Below are 16115 nucleotides of genomic sequence, written 5' to 3' on the forward strand. Positions count from 1 at the left end.
GAGGCCGGACGCAGGTTACGGACGGGTTCGCGGCTCTCGTGGCCGGGCGGCCGACCAGTCTGTCACGATAGCCAGACCCGCTAGAAAACGTTTCGAACGAGGGACGACAGTTGGATCGCCAGACGGCGTCGGCCACCTTCCCGTCCACCGCCCCGGCGGTGGCGGACGCGCGCCGGTTCGTCCGGAAGGTGCTGGCCGACTGGGGCATGGACGAGGTGGCGGACGACGCCGTCCTGGCGACCAGCGAGCTCGCCACCAACGCCATCGCCTACGCCGGGACCTCCTTCGAGGTCGCCTGCCGCCTGCATGACGGGGCCGTCGAGATCGAGGTCCGCGACCGCCATCCCACCCGGGGCATCGAGATGCCGGGCGTCACCGCCTCCAGCGGGCGCGGGCTGCCGTCCATCTCCCGGCTCGCCGCGTCCTGGGGGGTCTCCTACGACCGGCGCTCCAAAGGCGTCTGGTTCCGGCTGCCCGGTCCGGGCGCGGCGGAGGGCGCGGTGTCGTCGGACACCGTGGCCGCCGAGACCGCCGAGGCCGCCCGCACCGCCGAGATCGCCGGCAACGGTTCCGCGCGGGGCGAACACCCGGCCCGCGACGGCGCCGAGCCGGCGCGCGAGGGTGTTGGTGCCGCCGTCCAGGGCAGGTTCACCGGCGGGGCCGGCGAGATCCCCGTCGCCGGCGACCGGCTGCTGCGCTCCCCGGCGGCCGTGGAGGCCATGGAGGACGGCGTCGCCGCCGTCCGGGAGGTCCTCGGCGCCGAGGGCGCGGCCGTCCTGCTGACCGAGCGCGACGGGCGCCTGATCATGGGGTCGTCCGCCGGGACCGCCGCCGAGATGCCGCTCGGCGAGCTGTCGGTCGGCTCCCTCGCCCCCGCCGCCCGCGCCGGCTCGGCCTGGGTGGCCGCCGACGCCTCCGATCCCACCGCGGCCGCGCTGCGGGCGCGGTCGCTGGCCGCCGCGCCGCTGGAGTCCCAGGGCCGGTTGACCGGGCTCATCGTGGCCGTCTCGTCCGCCTCCGGCCGCTTCGGAGAGGGCGACGGCGTCCGGCTCGGCCGGCTCGCCGACGAGATGTCGCTCTCCCTGGAGAAGGCCAGGGTGGGGGAGTTGGAACGGTCCTGGCGGGGCTGGCTCAGCTTCGTGGCCGAGGCCAGCGACCTCCTCGCGGGCACCCTCGACCAGGAACGCACGATGGCGCTGGTCGCCCAGCTCGTCGTGCCCCGGCTGGCCACCTGGTGCGCCGTCTACACCGTGACCGAGGCCGAGCCCGACCGGCTCGCCTACGTCTGGCACGCCGACGAGAACCGCTCCGACGGCCTCCGCGAGCTGCTCGAACACGCGGGCGCAGCCCCTCCGACGGACGTTCCCGGGCCCTGGAACGGGTTCGCCGCCGCCCCCGCGGAGTTCCGCGTCGCGGCCGGCGACACAGCCGGCGACCAGGTCTACGCGTTCCCGCTGATCGCCCGCGGCCGGCGCATCGGCACCATCGTCATCGGCCGCCCGTCCGGCGACCGCTTCCCCCGCAGCGCGATCGAGCTGGCCGAGGAGCTGAGCCGCCGCGCCGCCCTCGCCGTCGACAACGCCCGCCTGTTCTCCGCCCAGACCGCCATGAGCAGCGCGCTGCAGCGCAGCCTGCTGCCGCCCGGCATCCCCGAGATCCCCGGCCTGGAGGTCGCGGTGGTGTACGAGCCGGCCGGGGAGGGCAGCGAGGTCGGCGGGGACTTCTACGACGTCTTCGAGAGCGGCCTGCGGCCGGGCAGCCCCGCACCGGCGTCCCGCTGGCGGTTCGCCATCGGCGACGTGTGCGGCACCGGCCCGGAGGCCGCCGCCGTCACCGGCCTCGCCCGGCACGCGCTGCGCATCCTCGCCGCCGAGGACATGTCCGTCCCGGCCGTCCTCGCCCGCCTCAACCGGCTCATCCTCGGCGAGGGCGAGCGCGGGCGGCTGCTCACCCTGCTGCACGGAGAGATCGCGGCCCGGCGACGCTCCGACGGCGTGACGATCAGGCTGACGAGCGCCGGGCATCCGCCGCCGCTCATCCTCGACCCGGACGGCGGCGTCCGCGAGGCCGCCTCGCCGCAGCCGCTGCTGGGCGTCTTCGACGGCGTGGAGTTCCACACCGACACCGTCGACCTGCGCCGCGGGGAGGTCCTGCTCTGCGTGACCGACGGCGTGACCGAAAGGCGCTCCGGCAACCGGCTGCTCGGCGACGGGCACGGGCTGGAACGGCTGCTCGCCGGCTGCACCGGGCTGAGCGCGGGCGCGGTCGCGGCCCGCATCCAGCGGGCGGTGCGCGATTTCGGCCCTGAACCCTCGAACGACGACGTTGCCCTCATCGTTCTGCGGGCGTCATGATGGAGACCAACAATCGGTAAGGTGGGGTGGCGTGGGGCTTGCCTTGCACACGACACGACAGGACGGCCGCGCGACGATCGCCGCGCGCGGCTCCATCGACCTGCACTCCTCCGAAGAGCTGCGCACTCGGCTGACCGAGCTCGTGGACGCGGGCGAGAGGGCGGTCGTCGTCGACCTCGCGGCGGTCGACTTCTGTGACTCCTCCGGGCTCAACGTCCTCGTCAGGGCGTACAAGCACGCGCGCGCGCAGAACGCCACGCTCACCGTCACCGGTGCCTACGGCCGGGTCGAGAACGTGCTGCGCACCACTGGGCTCGACCGGTTCCTCATCGAGGACCAGGCGGAGGAGGCGCCGGCCGATGGACGGTGAGGGGACGACGATGCGGAACGGCGAGCGGGCGGAGTGACCGACCCGATGACCGAAACCACACTGCGCGCGGCGCCGCAGACCGAGGCGGTCGAGTACGCGAGGCGGCTCGCCGCCCGGACCATGCGCACCTGGGCGCTCATGGACCGCGAGGAACTCGTCACCGCGATCGTGGCGGAGCTCGTCGCCAACGCCGTCCGGCACGCCGGGACGGCTCTGGAACTGCGCCTGCTGCGCGGCACCGGCCGCATCCGCGTCGAGGTCCGCGACCGCGCGGCCCAGCTGCCCCGGCTGACCGTTCCCGGCCCCCTGGACGAGTCCCACCGCGGCCTGTTCATCGTCGACCGCTTCGCCAACTCCTGGGGCGCCGACCCGGTGACCGGCGGCAAGGTCGTCTGGGCCGAGGTCGACATCTGACGGATCTCCGGCCTGGAACGTGCCGTCCCGTAAGACCTCCTGTGAGCGCTGGCGCGACCATGGCCCGGTCTCCCGGCGCGTCGGCTCGCCCGCGCCGTCTCACACATGCGACGAGCCCGGACGGCCGATGGCCGTCCGGGCTCGCTCGGGGCGATCAGGCGGATTTGCGGTACAGTTCCGCGACCATGAAGGCCAGGTCCAGGGACTGACCGCGGTTGAGGCGCGGGTCACAGGCCGTCTCGTACCGCTCGTGCAGGTCGGTCTCGGTGAGGCCGTGCCCGCCGCCGACGCATTCGGTGACGTCGTCGCCGGTGAACTCGATGTGGATGCCGCCCGGGTGGGTGCCGAGAGCCCGGTGGACCTCGAAGAACCCGGCCACCTCGTCCAGCACGTCGTCCAGGCGGCGCGTCTTGTGCCCGCTGGGGGCCTCGAACGTGTTCCCGTGCATGGGGTCGCAGATCCACGCGACGGGCGCGCCGCTCTGGTGCACCTTCTCGATCAGCGGGGGCAGCGCGTCGCGGATCCGGTCGGCGCCCATCCGGGTGATGAAGGTGAGCCGGCCCGGCTCGTGGTCGGGGTTCAGCCGCTCCATCAGCGCCAGCGCGTCGTCCGCGGACGTCGTCGGGCCGAGTTTCACCCCGATCGGGTTGCGAATGTGCCGCAGGAACTCCACGTGGGCGCCGTCCAGTTGCCGGGTCCGCTCACCGATCCACAGGAAGTGCGCGGACACGTCGTACGGCAGGCCACTGAGATGGTCGATTCGGGTCAACGCCCGCTCGTACTCCAGCAGCAGCGCCTCGTGGCTGGAGTAGAACTCCACTCCGTGGAACTCGTCGGGGTTCGCCCCGCACGCCTTCATGAACGTCAGCGCGCGGTCGATCTCACCGGCGAGCTGCTCGTAGCGGCGGCCCGCCGGGCTCTGCGCCACGAAGTCCTGGTTCCAGGCGTGCACCTGCCGCAGGTCGGCGTAGCCGCCCTTGGTGAACGCCCGGCACAGGTTCAGCGTCACCGCCGAGCAGTGGTACGCCTTCAGCAGGCGGTGCGGGTCGTTGCGCCGGGACGCCGCGTCGAAGTCGAACCCGTTCACCGCGTCGCCCCGGTACGCGGGCAGCTCCACGCCGCCGCGGACCTCCGCGGGCTTGGAGCGGGGCTTGGCGAACTGGCCGGCCATCCGGCCGATCTTCACGACCGGGACGCTCGCGGCATAGGTGAGCACGACCGCCATCTGCAGCAGCGTCTTGAGCTTGTTCTTCACCGCGTCGGCGTTCGACCCGTCGAACGTCTCGGCGCAGTCGCCGCCCTGCAGGACGAACGCCTGACCGCGCGCGACGTCCGCGAGTTGTGCCTTCAGCTGGTCGCACTCGCCGGCGAAGACGAGCGGCGGCTGGGCCGCCAGTTCGGCGGCGACGGCCCGGACCTCGTCCGGATCATCCCAATCGGGCTGCTGGAGTGCGGGGAGGGCGCGCCAGGCGTCGAGGTCCCCGGTGACGGCGGATGTACTCACGCTGAAAAGGCTATGGCACCGCCCGCCCCCGCGGTGACGCCGAGCCCGGCGGCAGTCGGCCGGACGGCGTGCGAGCGAGGGCGCCGTGACCTGCCCGGCCGCCTGGAAACGCCGACCGGGCGGCCCCGGTGCGGGGCCGCCCGGCCGGTGATCACGGTGCGGGGGAGGCGGGGCCGGCGGTCGTCAGGCCGCCCGGCTGCCGGCGGTGGCGGGCTCGCGGGCGGGGCCCTGGCCGCCGACCGGCCCGCCGGCCAGCGTCCGGCGGCCGCTCAGGTCCGTCTCGTTCGCCAGCTGCCGCAGCCGCCGCAGCGAACGATCGGTGATCTGCCGCACCCGGTTGTGGCTCAGGCCGTACCGGGCGCCGATCTGCGCGTACGAGAGCGGCTGGCCGTTGTCCATCCCGAACCGGGCCCGCAGGATCGCGGACTCGCGTTCCGGAAGCCGTTCCAGCAGCCGTCCGAGGCCCTCGATGTCGTCCAGCGCGAGGATCTCCGTCTCCGGGGTGACGGCGTCCGGATCCTCCAGCAGGTCGCCCATCGGCGTCTCGCCGGCGTCGTCGACGGTCGCGTCCAGGCTCGCCGGGTCGCGACGCCAGCGCAGCAGCTCGTCAACGTGCTCGGCGTCGGCGCCCAGGTGCCCGGCGAGCTCCTCGCGGGTCGGCTCCCTGCCGAGCTCACGGCCCAGCTGGCGCTCCGCGCGGCGCAGCCGCGAGAGCTCCTCCTCGACGTGGACGGGCAGCCGGATGGTGCGGGCGGTGTGACTGAGCCCACGCCCGATCGCCTGCCTGATCCACCATGTCGCGTATGTGGAGAACTTGAAACCGCGGCGGTAGTCGAACTTCTCCACCGCCCGCATCAGCCCCAGGTTCCCCTCCTGAATGAGGTCGATGAGGGGCAACGAGTCGGTCGGGTATTTCCGGGCGATCGAGACCACCAGCCGCAGGTTGGCCTCGACGAAGCGCTGCTTCGCGCGCAGCCCCGCCGCGGCCAGTTCCTCCAGCTCCTCGCGGGAGGCGCCGCCGGGCACCCTCCCCTCCTCGAGAAGCTGCTCGGCGTACAGGCCCCCTTCGATCGCCTTGGCCAGATCGACCTCCTCCTGCGCGTCGAGCAGGTGGGTGCGGCCGATCCGGTCGAGGTACGCCCCGACAAGATCCTTGTCGGGGACGTCGACCCTGTCGCCCTTGGTACGGGTTGCAGCCATCCTGACCCTTCTCCGGTGCGATCTCCCTAAGGGGACAACGCTAATTACCGCTCTGTGATTCCCGGGTGGGGAATACTGCGAGGCTGTAAGCCGCTCTACGACCTGATACCCCGAATGAGGAGAAACCGACATGGCGACGGTCACACTGACCGCTGAGAACTTCGACGAGGTGGCTCAGGGCGACGGCATCGTGCTGGTCGACTTCTGGGCGGAGTGGTGCGGCCCGTGCAAGAGGTTCGCGCCCGTGTTCGAGAAGTCGGCGGGCACGCACGAGGACATCGTCTTCGGCAAGGTCGACACCGACGCCGAGCCGGAGCTGTCGGAACGGTTCGGGATCAGGTCCATTCCCACCCTGATGGCGATCCGCGACGGAATGATCGTCTTCGCCGAGCCGGGCGCGGTGCCCGAGCCGGTGCTGGAGAACGTGATCGAGCAGGTCCGCGGCCTGGACATGGCGGACGTCCGGCGGCGCGCCGAGTCCTGAGCGCACGGCCTGCCAGGTTGCGCCGACGAGACGCCCGCCGGGCCGGCGGGCGGCGTGCGGGCGGCGCGACGGCAAAGAAGCGGACTGTGCCGCCCCTTCCATGGCCGGCATGGTCGATGATGGACGGATGCTCGCCGATGTCGTCCCCTTCCTGGTGTGCCCCGTGTGCGGAGCCGATCTCGAACTGGCCGGCCACAGGCTGCTCTGCCCGGGCGCGCACGCCTTCGACATCGCACGCCAGGGATACGCGAACCTCCTGCCGGGCAACGCCCGTCCTGGAACCGCGGACACGCCGGAGATGGTGCGCGCGCGAGACGAGTTCCTCAGGGCCGGACACTTCACCGCCCCCGCCGATCGGCTCGCCTGGAACGTCTCCCGGGCGGGGTCCGGATTCGTCCTCGACGCGGGTGCCGGAACCGGGCACTACCTGAGCCGGATACTCGACCGGTCGCCGGACACGGTCGGCCTCGCCCTCGACATCTCCAAGCACGCCGCCCGGCGTGCCGCGAGGGCGCATCCACGCTGCGGTGCCGTCGTCGCCGACCTGTGGCGTCCGCTGCCGATCCGCGACGGCGCCGCCGACACGGTCGTGAACGTCTTCGCTCCCCGCAACGCGGCGGAGTTCCACAGGGTCCTCCGCGAGGACGGGCTCCTGTTCACGGTGACGCCGTCACCGCGGCATCTCGGCGCGCTCGTGGAATCGCTGGGACTGCTGTCGATCGACAAGCGCAAGACCGAGCGCATGGACACCGCGCTCGCCGGCTACTTCAAGCTGGACTCGCGTCAGGAGCTCGAAGCCGAGGCCGTCCTGACGCACGACGAGGTCGCAACGCTTGTAGGCATGGGCCCGAGCGCGCACCACGTCCCGGCCGACCGGCTCCGGGAACGCCTGGACCGGCTATCGGACCCGTTGCCGACGCCTCTGTCCTTTGTCCTGTCGACCTACCGGCGGCTTGAGTAGGCGCACGTCCACGTTCTGCGTGATCTCCAGGAGCACTTGTGGCACCTCACCCGGGTCCGCCACGTCCTCCATGATGGGCACGTCGACCGTCTCGTACAGGAACGATACGGAGAGCGAGCGAGTCTTGGCGCTCAGCAGGAGACGCTGGAGCGCCTGGCCCGCACGAAGCCACTCGGCACGGGAGTCTCCGCGGGTCGTGAGCACCGCCCGCTGCGCTGTCGAGCCCGCGCACAAGGGAAGCGGATGGAGCACCGTCCCCTCAAGCCGAGCCACGCCGCCCAACTCGTCCGTGACGGCAGGGGCAGGGCAGGCTCCCGTTCTGGGACGGTCGCCGAGGAAGGGACGGAGGGTCGCGGCGTAGAGCAGCCGCTCTTCGTGGGTCACCCGATGACGCCCGGCGAGCCGCACTGAGGCGAGGACTGCCGGCCGTCCGGGGTCCGGAAGCAGCCGCACCACGGCCTCGTGGCCGAGCTGCGCGGCGGCCAGACGCAGATTCACCAGTGCGGCGCCGCTGCTGAGATGCAGCCCTCGTCCCGCGGGATCATGCATGGGCCGGAATCTGACCGGGTCGGCGTGCAGCTCGATCAGGCCCTGCACGACCTTGAACCGCCAGGCGTGCACGTCATGGATCGTGGGCCCCATCGTCGCGGCGACCACCAGCCGCGCTGCCGGAGAGCGGGCGGCCACGGGCACATTCACGAGGATCCTCCTGACCTCGGTCAACAGTCGTGCCGGGAGCCACCGCTGCATGTTCTGGCGGGGTGAGCGGTCAGGGCACCGTAGCCCACCGTGACCCGGCACACATAGTGCGTGAAAAGCGAGGTCAGAGTGCTCCTTGGGGTGCTTGAGCGACAAGGGTGGCAATTGGCCGTAGCGCTCCGATTTGACGGTCTCCGCGGGTCGCCTTAATGTCTCTCCTGCTCCAAGGGACGCGGGACGCCACAAGGCGGCCGGCCCCGGGGCTGGATCTCCGAAAATGGTTCGAGCCTCGCTCGGACTGCTGTAGGATGGTCCGACCAGCCCAGAACGGGATGCAGGACGCCGAGAGGTGGCCGGCCCGCAGGGCACTTCCCACGAGATGATCTCTCCAGGTTTCCGGCCTGGGGGTGTGTCGTCGCGTGGGGGCCTGGAATCTCTCCGACTCGTCGAAAAGATCTTGGTTGATCGGCTTGACAGACGGCGGATGTCAGGTAAGTTAAAAGGGTTGCCCCGGAGCCGGGGCCTGCGGGAGCAGGGGTTCGGCGCGGTGGGTGTCCGTTTCTTGAGAACTCAACAGCGTGTTAAAAGCCAGTGCCTTTATCGGCCCGGTCTGTTTTTGTTGGCCGGGTCGCCCCGTGGCTGTTCCTTTTGGGATGGTCGGGGATTTCTTTGAGGCAATGCACGGCCCCTGTGGGGGTCTGTGTGGTGCTGGGATTGTTTCCTGAGGTTTGGCCGGCTGGGGTTCGCCCCCTGGTTGGTCGTTCGAACCTTGATGGAGAGTTTGATCCTGGCTCAGGACGAACGCTGGCGGCGTGCTTAACACATGCAAGTCGAGCGGAAAGGCCCCTTCGGGGGTACTCGAGCGGCGAACGGGTGAGTAACACGTGAGCAACCTGCCCCTGACTTTGGGATAAGCCTGGGAAACCGGGTCTAATACCGGATATGACCTCCGATCGCATGGTCGGTGGTGGAAAGTTTTTCGGTCAGGGTTGGGCTCGCGGCCTATCAGCTTGTTGGTGGGGTGATGGCCTACCAAGGCGACGACGGGTAACCGGCCTGAGAGGGCGACCGGTCACACTGGGACTGAGACACGGCCCAGACTCCTACGGGAGGCAGCAGTGGGGAATATTGCGCAATGGGCGGAAGCCTGACGCAGCGACGCCGCGTGAGGGATGACGGCCTTCGGGTTGTAAACCTCTTTCAGCAGGGACGAAGCTAACGTGACGGTACCTGCAGAAGAAGCGCCGGCTAACTACGTGCCAGCAGCCGCGGTAATACGTAGGGCGCAAGCGTTGTCCGGAATTATTGGGCGTAAAGAGCTCGTAGGCGGTTTGTCGCGTCTGTCGTGAAAGCCCACGGCTTAACCGTGGGTCTGCGGTGGATACGGGCAGACTAGAGGCAGGTAGGGGAGAATGGAATTCCCGGTGTAGCGGTGAAATGCGCAGATATCGGGAGGAACACCGGTGGCGAAGGCGGTTCTCTGGGCCTGTACTGACGCTGAGGAGCGAAAGCGTGGGGAGCGAACAGGATTAGATACCCTGGTAGTCCACGCCGTAAACGTTGGGCGCTAGGTGTGGGGTTCTTCCACGGATTCCGCGCCGTAGCTAACGCATTAAGCGCCCCGCCTGGGGAGTACGGCCGCAAGGCTAAAACTCAAAGGAATTGACGGGGGCCCGCACAAGCGGCGGAGCATGTTGCTTAATTCGACGCAACGCGAAGAACCTTACCAAGGCTTGACATCGCCGGAAAACCATCAGAGATGGTGGGTCCTTTTTGGGCCGGTGACAGGTGGTGCATGGCTGTCGTCAGCTCGTGTCGTGAGATGTTGGGTTAAGTCCCGCAACGAGCGCAACCCTCGTTCCATGTTGCCAGCACGTTATGGTGGGGACTCATGGGAGACCGCCGGGGTCAACTCGGAGGAAGGTGGGGATGACGTCAAGTCATCATGCCCCTTATGTCTTGGGCTGCAAACATGCTACAATGGCCGGTACAGAGGGCTGCGATACCGTGAGGTGGAGCGAATCCCTTAAAGCCGGTCTCAGTTCGGATCGAAGTCTGCAACTCGACTTCGTGAAGTCGGAGTCGCTAGTAATCGCAGATCAGCAACGCTGCGGTGAATACGTTCCCGGGCCTTGTACACACCGCCCGTCACGTCACGAAAGTCGGCAACACCCGAAGCCCGTGGCCCAACCACCTTGTGTGGGGGGAGCGGTCGAAGGTGGGGCCGGCGATTGGGACGAAGTCGTAACAAGGTAGCCGTACCGGAAGGTGCGGCTGGATCACCTCCTTTCTAAGGAGCACACAGCTGGCCCGGGCTGCTTCCCTTCCGGGAAGGCTCAGGTCGGTGGCCACCGTTGGCAGCGAGTGTCTGTCAGGTGGCTGCTCATAGATGTGGAGCACTGGCTATTCATCAGGTCGCTTACGCGGCCCGGCAAGTACCGCCCTGAAGCTTCGGCTTGGGGGAGTGGGAACGGCGGGTTCGGGTGGGGGGTCTGGTGGGCACGCTGTTGGGTCCTGAGGGAACGGGCGCGAGCCCGGGTGCCTCTGGATCGCGGGACCAGGACCACATTCCTTGATTGGGGTGTGGTTTTGGTGGGCCCGGTTGTTTTTTGAGAACTGCACAGTGGACGCGAGCATCTCTGGTGGGATGATGTGGCTCTTTTGGGTCATGGATTCTCATCTGCGATTTGTTTTGATCGTTTTGTGTGTTCAAGTTTTTTAGGGCATACGGTGGATGCCTTGGCATCAGGAGCCGATGAAGGACGTGGGAGCCTGCGATATGCCTCGGGGAGTCGGCAACCAGACTTTGATCCGGGGATTTCCGAATGGGGAAACCTGGCACTCGTCATGGGGTGTCGCCGCCTGCTGAATGTATAGGCAGGTTGGTGGGAACGCGGGGAAGTGAAACATCTCAGTACCCGCAGGAAGAGAAAACAATTGTGATTCCGTGAGTAGTGGTGAGCGAAAGCGGAGGAGCCTAAACCGTGCGCGTGTGATAGCCGGCAGGCGTTGCGTGTGCGGGGTTGTGGGACCATCCGGGTCCAGCTGCCGCTGGATCAAGGAGTTATAAACTGCTCGGATAGTTGAACGGCTTGGGATGGCCGACCGTAGACGGTGAGAGTCCGGTAGACGAAATCTGGGTGGCTTCTGGGTGTGTTCCCGAGTAGCACGGGGCCCGTGAAATCCCGTGTGAATCTGCCACGACCACGTGGTAAGGCTGAATACTTCCTGGTGACCGATAGCGGACTAGTACCGTGAGGGAAAGGTGAAAAGTGCCCCGGTGAGGGGTCGTGAAATAGTACCTGAAACCGTGTGCCTACAAGCCGTCAGAGCGTCCTCACTGCCTTCGGGTGGTGTTCGTGATGGCGTGCCTTTTGAAGAATGAGCCTGCGAGTTATGGTGTGTGGCGAGGTTAACCGGTGGCGGGTAGCCGTAGCGAAAGCGAGTCTGAATAGGGCGTTTTTAGTCGCATGCTGTAGACCCGAAGCGGGGTGATCTAGCCATGGGCAGGGTGAAGCGCCGGTAAGACGGTGTGGAGGCCCGAACCCACCAGGGTTGAAAACCTGGGGGATGACCTGTGGTTAGGGGTGAAAGGCCAATCAAACTCCGTGATAGCTGGTTCTCCCCGAAATGCATTTAGGTGCAGCGTTGCGTGTTTCTTGCCGGAGGTAGAGCTACTGGATGGCTGATGGGCCCTACAAGGTTACTGACGTCAGCCAAACTCCGAATGCCGGTAAGTGAGAGCGTGGCAGTGAGACTGCGGGGGATAAGCTTCGTAGTCGAGAGGGAAACAGCCCAGATCATCGGTTAAGGCCCCTAAGCGTGTGCTAAGTGGGAAAGGATGTGGAGTTGCCGTGACAACCAGGAGGTTGGCTTAGAAGCAGCCATCCTTGAAAGAGTGCGTAATAGCTCACTGGTCAAGTGATTCCGCGCCGACAATGTAGCGGGGCTCAAGCACACCGCCGAAACCGTGGCACTCCAGGCATGTGTCTGGGGTGGGTAGGGGAGCGTCCTGTAGCCGGTGAAGCCGCCGAGTGATCGAGTGGTGGAGGCTGCGGGAGTGAGAATGCAGGCATGAGTAGCGAATCACACGTGAGAAACGTGTGCGCCGGATGACCAAGGGTTCCTGGGGCAGGCTAATCCGCCCAGGGTAAGTCGGGACCTAAGGCGAGGCCGACAGGCGTAGTCGATGGACAACGGGTTGATATTCCCGTACCCGCTGGTATGCGCCAACGCTGAACCCTCTGATGCTAACCACCCGAACTGTGGTGTGGGCCTTCGGGCCTGTTCTGCGGGGAGCGTGGGACCCGAGGGGGTAGTAGGTGAGTGATGGGGTGACGCAGGAGGGTAGCTCAGCCCAGGCGATGGTTGTCCTGGGGTAAGCATGTAGCCCGGTGTGCAGGTAAATCCGCGCACCATATGAGGGTGAGATGTGATGCCGAGCCGTTTTAGGTGAAGTGAGTGATCCCATGCTGTCGAGAAAAGCCTCTAGCGAGTGTATCGGCGGCCCGTACCCTAAACCGACTCAGGTGGTCAGGTAGAGAATACCAAGGCGATCGGGTGAACTGTGGTTAAGGAACTCGGCAAATTGCCCCCGTAACTTTGGGAGAAGGGGGACCACGCCTGGTGAACCGTCTTGCACGGGGAGCTGGGTGGGGTCGCAGAGGCCAGGGGGAAGCGACTGTTTACTAAAAACACAGGTCCGTGCGAAGTCGTAAGACGCTGTATACGGACTGACGCCTGCCCGGTGCCGGAACGTTAAGAGGACCGGTTAGACCGTGAGGTCGAGGCTGAGAATCTAAGCGCCGGTAAACGGCGGTGGTAACTATAACCATCCTAAGGTAGCGAAATTCCTTGTCGGGTAAGTTCCGACCTGCACGAATGGCGTAACGACTTCCCCGCTGTCTCAACCACAGGCCCGGCGAAATTGCAGTACGAGTAAAGATGCTCGTTTCGCGCAGCAGGACGGAAAGACCCCGGGACCTTCACTACAGCTTGGCATTGGCGCCTGAAGCGTCTTGTGTAGGATAGGTGGGAGACTGTGAAGCCCAGACGCCAGTTTGGGTGGAGTCGTTGGTGAAATACCACTCTGGTCGTTTTGAGCGTCTAACCCGCACCCGTGTATCCGGGTGGGGGACAGTGCCTGGTGGGTAGTTTAACTGGGGCGGTTGCCTCCTAAAGTGTAACGGAGGCGCCCAAAGGTTCCCTCAGCCTGGTTGGCAATCAGGTGGCGAGTGCAAGGGCACAAGGGAGCTTGACTGTGAGACGGACGTGTCGAGCAGGTGCGAAAGCAGGGCCTAGTGATCCGGCACCTACGTGTGGAAGTGGTGTCGCTCAACGGCTAAAAGGTACCCCGGGGATAACAGGCTGATCTTCCCCAAGAGTCCATATCGACGGGATGGTTTGGCACCTCGATGTCGGCTCGTCGCATCCTGGGGCTGGAGTAGGTCCCAAGGGTTGGGCTGTTCGCCCATTAAAGCGGCACGCGAGCTGGGTTTAGAACGTCGCGAGACAGTTCGGTCCCTATCCGCTGTGCGCGTAGGAGAATTGAGAGGGTCTGTCCCTAGTACGAGAGGACCGGGACGGACGAACCTCTGGTGTGCCAGTTGTCCCGCCAGGGGCACGGCTGGTTGGCTACGTTCGGTCGGGATAACCGCTGAAAGCATCTAAGCGGGAAGCCTTCCTCGAGATGAGTTCTCCCACCCTGTTAAAGGGGTGTAAGGCCCCCGGTAGACGACCGGGTTGATAGGCTGGAGATGGAAGCACGGTGACGTGTGGAGTCGACCGGTACTAATAGGCCGAGTGGCTTGAACACACTGAACGTTCAAAGCATCTCGCTGCGTAGAAGTGTTCGCGTCCCTGTGTGGTTCCCAGGAAACAACCGGGAGCCCGCGTATAATAGAATGATCGAGCCTTGGTTGCTCGGACGGATTCTTCCCGCATCCGGTGACGGGTGTTGGGGGTTGGTCGTTCGGTGGTTTTGGCGAGGGGGAAACACCCGGTCCCATCCCGAACCCGGAAGTTAAGCCCTTCAGCGCCGATGGTACTGCATGGGAGACTGTGTGGGAGAGTAGGACACCGCCGGACTCATATTATGGATAGGGCCCCGCCGACACGGCGGGGCCCTTTCTTTATGCCTGGATATCCAGCAATGCCTTCGCGTAATTGGAGAGCGAACGGTTGTAACGGGGAAGATGGCGTGACAGCGCTCCGAGCGCGAGTCCGGCCGCCTCGCGCTCCCGCCCGACATCGGTGAGCGCGAGAGCGAGGAACGCGGTGACCGCATCGTCGAGGTCGTCGGAGCCGGCCTCCCGTTCAGCGGTCAGGAGGGCGACGCTTTCGTCGGCCCGGCCGAGATTACGGAGCGTGCTGGCGTACTGAATCGTGGCCTGCCTCCGGCGCGACTCCGGGAGCCCGGCGGCGAAGGCCCGCTGGTAGTGCTCTGCCGCCGCAGCCTCGTTGCCGATCGAGTCGTGGGCGGAAGCCAGCTCGTACTCGCCGACGGCGTCGCCGGGCGGAAGTTCACCGGTCAGTTCCTCGACCTCCGCGAGGAAGGCTTCGGGCTCATGGTCGTCGAACGCCGCCCACAGGTCGGCCATTCGCCGTTCCCACTCCGGGACGGGATTGATCATGAACCACAGAATACGACCACCGGCCATGCGCTCGCGTGGCTGAGGTCGCACCGGGGGCACCGGACAGGTGGGTTCCTGTCCGTCAACCATGGACGCTTCATGTGACTCGATGGACACGAGAGGTCGGCGCAACGATTGTGCAACGTGGGGCGAGGCAGAATTGGACCGCTCGACAGCCGTCGGGATCATGGTCGCGCCGGTGCCAACCCACACACCTTGCACCGGCGCGGCCACCGTCCCCGCACATACGCTCAGACATTCGTCTCGCGCTCCTCCAGGCCCTTGCGTACGTCCACCGACGCGGTCGTCGCTGCGGTGCGTTCGGCAAGGCCGAACATCGCCAAAGCCAGCAGGGCGCAGCCCGCGGCGGCGACCGGGAGGGATCCCAAGCCGGCGGCACCGAGCAGCCAGCCCCCGAGGCCCGCGCCCAGTGAGGCTCCGACATAGACCGCGCTGCTGCTGAGCGCCAACGCCTGCGGACCGGTTTCAGGGCCGGCCAGCGCCAGAATGCGCGTCTGGACGGGAGGCGGAACCGACCAGGCGGCGGCCGACCACAGCAACAACAGTGGGACGACGAATGCCAGATCCGTAGGACGCAGCGACCAGGACACTGCCAGTCCCGCCATCACCGAGGTGAAGACAGTGACGGCCAGCGCGAACGTCCTCGCTGGGCCGAGCCGGTCGACCAGTGTGCCGCTGAAACGCCCTCCTACGATGCCTGCGACGCCGGTGAGGATCAGCAGCCCGCCGAGGCCGGACGGAGTCACGCCCGCCACCTCGTCCAGGAACGGCGCCAGATAGGTCTGCATCATCAGGTTGCCGAGGACCGTGGCGACGGCTGCCAGGAGCACGCACATCACCGCGGGCCGGCCAAGCGGACGAAGGCGTTCACCCAGCCCAGCCGCGGGCGGCGGTGCCACGTCCGGCACGGCGACGCGCAGGAAGGCCATGGCGGCGAGGCCCAGGAGCCCGCCCGTCACGAAGGTGGCGCGCCAGCCGAACGCCGCGCCGATCCAGGTGCCGAGCGGGACGCCGGCGACGACGGCGCCCGTCAGCCCCGCCATGACCGTGGCCAGGTCGCGGCCCTGCCGCCCGGACGGGGAAAGGGCCGCGGTGACCGCGAACACCGTCGGCAGGACGGCGGCCGCGGCGAACGCGGCCAGCACCCGCAGCCCCATCAGGGCCGCGAAGGACGTGGCGAGCGGGACGGCGAGGTTGGCGGCGCAGAACACCAGCATCCCGCCGGTGAGCAGCCGGCGCCGGGGCCAGGACGCCGTGAGCACGGCCGCCACGGGCGCGACCACGGCGCAGATGACGGAGAACACGGTCACGAGCTGCCCGGCCGCGGCCTCGCCGGTCGACAGGCCGTCCGCGATGGACGGCAGCACGCCGACGATCACGAAGTCGTCGGTCTGGAGGGTGAAGGCGGTCAGGGCAAGGGCGGTGAGCCAGAGCCCGCCGGATGAGCGTCGGAAGAGGGGCATCCAGTTAAGGTAA

At 67.2% G+C, this 16115-nt stretch carries 10 protein-coding genes and 3 rRNA genes; 8 read left to right on the forward strand and 5 right to left on the reverse strand.

From position 1 onward, the window contains the following. Positions 1 to 110: 110 nt before the first annotated feature. Genes ACQPZP_RS18650 through ACQPZP_RS18660 form a run of 3 tightly spaced genes read left to right on the forward strand, consistent with a single transcriptional unit; the run spans position 111 to position 3138 of the window. The gene (locus ACQPZP_RS18650; RefSeq protein WP_433478883.1) at positions 111 to 2354 is read left to right on the forward strand and encodes a SpoIIE family protein phosphatase; all 2244 of its coding nucleotides are present in this window, start codon (positions 111 to 113) and stop codon (positions 2352 to 2354) included. Positions 2355 to 2385: 31 nt separating this feature from the next. Further along, positions 2386 to 2724: an STAS domain-containing protein gene (locus tag ACQPZP_RS18655; protein WP_433478884.1), complete on the forward strand. Its 339-nt coding sequence runs from the start codon at positions 2386 to 2388 to the stop codon at positions 2722 to 2724. Positions 2725 to 2769: 45 nt separating this feature from the next. Then, positions 2770 to 3138, forward strand: coding sequence for an ATP-binding protein (locus ACQPZP_RS18660; protein WP_033333276.1), 369 nt, complete (start codon positions 2770 to 2772; stop codon positions 3136 to 3138). A 154-nt stretch (positions 3139 to 3292) separates the two neighbouring features. Here ACQPZP_RS18660 and ACQPZP_RS18665 read toward each other — a convergent pair whose 3' ends face one another. Both ACQPZP_RS18665 and ACQPZP_RS18670 read right to left on the reverse strand, forming a co-directional pair. Then, on the reverse strand, positions 3293 to 4642 hold the full coding sequence (locus tag ACQPZP_RS18665) for a class II 3-deoxy-7-phosphoheptulonate synthase (protein ID WP_433469084.1): 1350 nt from the start codon (positions 4640 to 4642) through the stop codon (positions 3293 to 3295). Positions 4643 to 4825: 183 nt separating this feature from the next. Beyond that, positions 4826 to 5842: a sigma-70 family RNA polymerase sigma factor gene (locus tag ACQPZP_RS18670; protein WP_433478885.1), complete on the reverse strand. Its 1017-nt coding sequence runs from the start codon at positions 5840 to 5842 to the stop codon at positions 4826 to 4828. Positions 5843 to 5972: 130 nt separating this feature from the next. Here ACQPZP_RS18670 and trxA point away from each other — a divergent pair, with 130 nt between their 5' ends. Then, positions 5973 to 6326 (forward strand): thioredoxin, encoded by a 354-nt coding sequence (gene trxA, locus ACQPZP_RS18675; protein WP_433478886.1) that lies wholly within the window; start codon positions 5973 to 5975, stop codon positions 6324 to 6326. A gap of 109 nt (positions 6327 to 6435) precedes the next feature. Beyond that, positions 6436 to 7287 carry a putative RNA methyltransferase gene (locus ACQPZP_RS18680; RefSeq protein ID WP_433478887.1) on the forward strand — a complete coding sequence of 284 codons (852 nt, stop codon included), beginning with the start codon at positions 6436 to 6438 and terminating at the stop codon, positions 7285 to 7287. Here the strand turns inward: ACQPZP_RS18680 and ACQPZP_RS18685 are convergent. Next, a complete protein-coding gene (locus ACQPZP_RS18685) occupies positions 7225 to 7986 on the reverse strand; it encodes a hypothetical protein (RefSeq protein ID WP_433478888.1) in 762 nt (253 codons plus the stop codon). The genes ACQPZP_RS18680 and ACQPZP_RS18685 overlap by 63 nt on opposite strands. A 769-nt stretch (positions 7987 to 8755) precedes the next feature. Here ACQPZP_RS18685 and ACQPZP_RS18690 point away from each other — a divergent pair. The 3 genes from ACQPZP_RS18690 to rrf all read left to right on the forward strand — a co-directional run bounded on the left by ACQPZP_RS18690 (position 8756) and on the right by rrf (position 14073). Then, a 16S ribosomal RNA gene (locus ACQPZP_RS18690) occupies positions 8756 to 10276 on the forward strand. A gap of 417 nt (positions 10277 to 10693) precedes the next feature. After that, positions 10694 to 13801: ribosomal RNA gene (locus ACQPZP_RS18695) — 23S ribosomal RNA — on the forward strand. Positions 13802 to 13956: 155 nt separating this feature from the next. Further along, positions 13957 to 14073 (forward strand): 5S ribosomal RNA (gene rrf / locus ACQPZP_RS18700). The 16S, 23S and 5S rRNA genes sit together here, the layout of an rRNA operon. 44 nt (positions 14074 to 14117) lie before the next feature. Here rrf and ACQPZP_RS18705 read toward each other — a convergent pair. After that, positions 14118 to 14618, reverse strand: a complete 501-nt coding sequence (locus ACQPZP_RS18705; protein ID WP_433478889.1) for a tetratricopeptide repeat protein — start codon at positions 14616 to 14618, stop codon at positions 14118 to 14120. A 251-nt stretch (positions 14619 to 14869) separates the two neighbouring features. Then, on the reverse strand, positions 14870 to 16102 hold the full coding sequence (locus tag ACQPZP_RS18710) for an MFS transporter (RefSeq protein WP_433478890.1): 1233 nt from the start codon (positions 16100 to 16102) through the stop codon (positions 14870 to 14872). Between the last annotated feature and the right edge of the window lie 13 nt (positions 16103 to 16115).

Origin of the sequence: Spirillospora sp. CA-142024 (assembly GCF_050942325.1) — a bacterium.
In the GTDB taxonomy this organism is placed as follows: Bacteria; Actinomycetota; Actinomycetes; order Streptosporangiales; family Streptosporangiaceae; genus Spirillospora.

Excerpts from the sequence above, each read along its gene's own strand:
- ACQPZP_RS18660 (WP_033333276.1), top strand. The coding sequence starts at position 2,770 with ATGACCGAAACCACACTGCGCGCGGCGCCGCAGACCGAGGCGGTCGAG.
- ACQPZP_RS18670 (WP_433478885.1), bottom strand. The coding sequence starts at position 5,842 with ATGGCTGCAACCCGTACCAAGGGCGACAGGGTCGACGTCCCCGACAAG.
- trxA (WP_433478886.1), top strand. The coding sequence starts at position 5,973 with ATGGCGACGGTCACACTGACCGCTGAGAACTTCGACGAGGTGGCTCAG.
- ACQPZP_RS18680 (WP_433478887.1), top strand. The coding sequence starts at position 6,436 with ATGGTCGATGATGGACGGATGCTCGCCGATGTCGTCCCCTTCCTGGTG.
- ACQPZP_RS18705 (WP_433478889.1), bottom strand. The coding sequence starts at position 14,618 with ATGATCAATCCCGTCCCGGAGTGGGAACGGCGAATGGCCGACCTGTGG.
- ACQPZP_RS18710 (WP_433478890.1), bottom strand. The coding sequence starts at position 16,102 with ATGCCCCTCTTCCGACGCTCATCCGGCGGGCTCTGGCTCACCGCCCTT.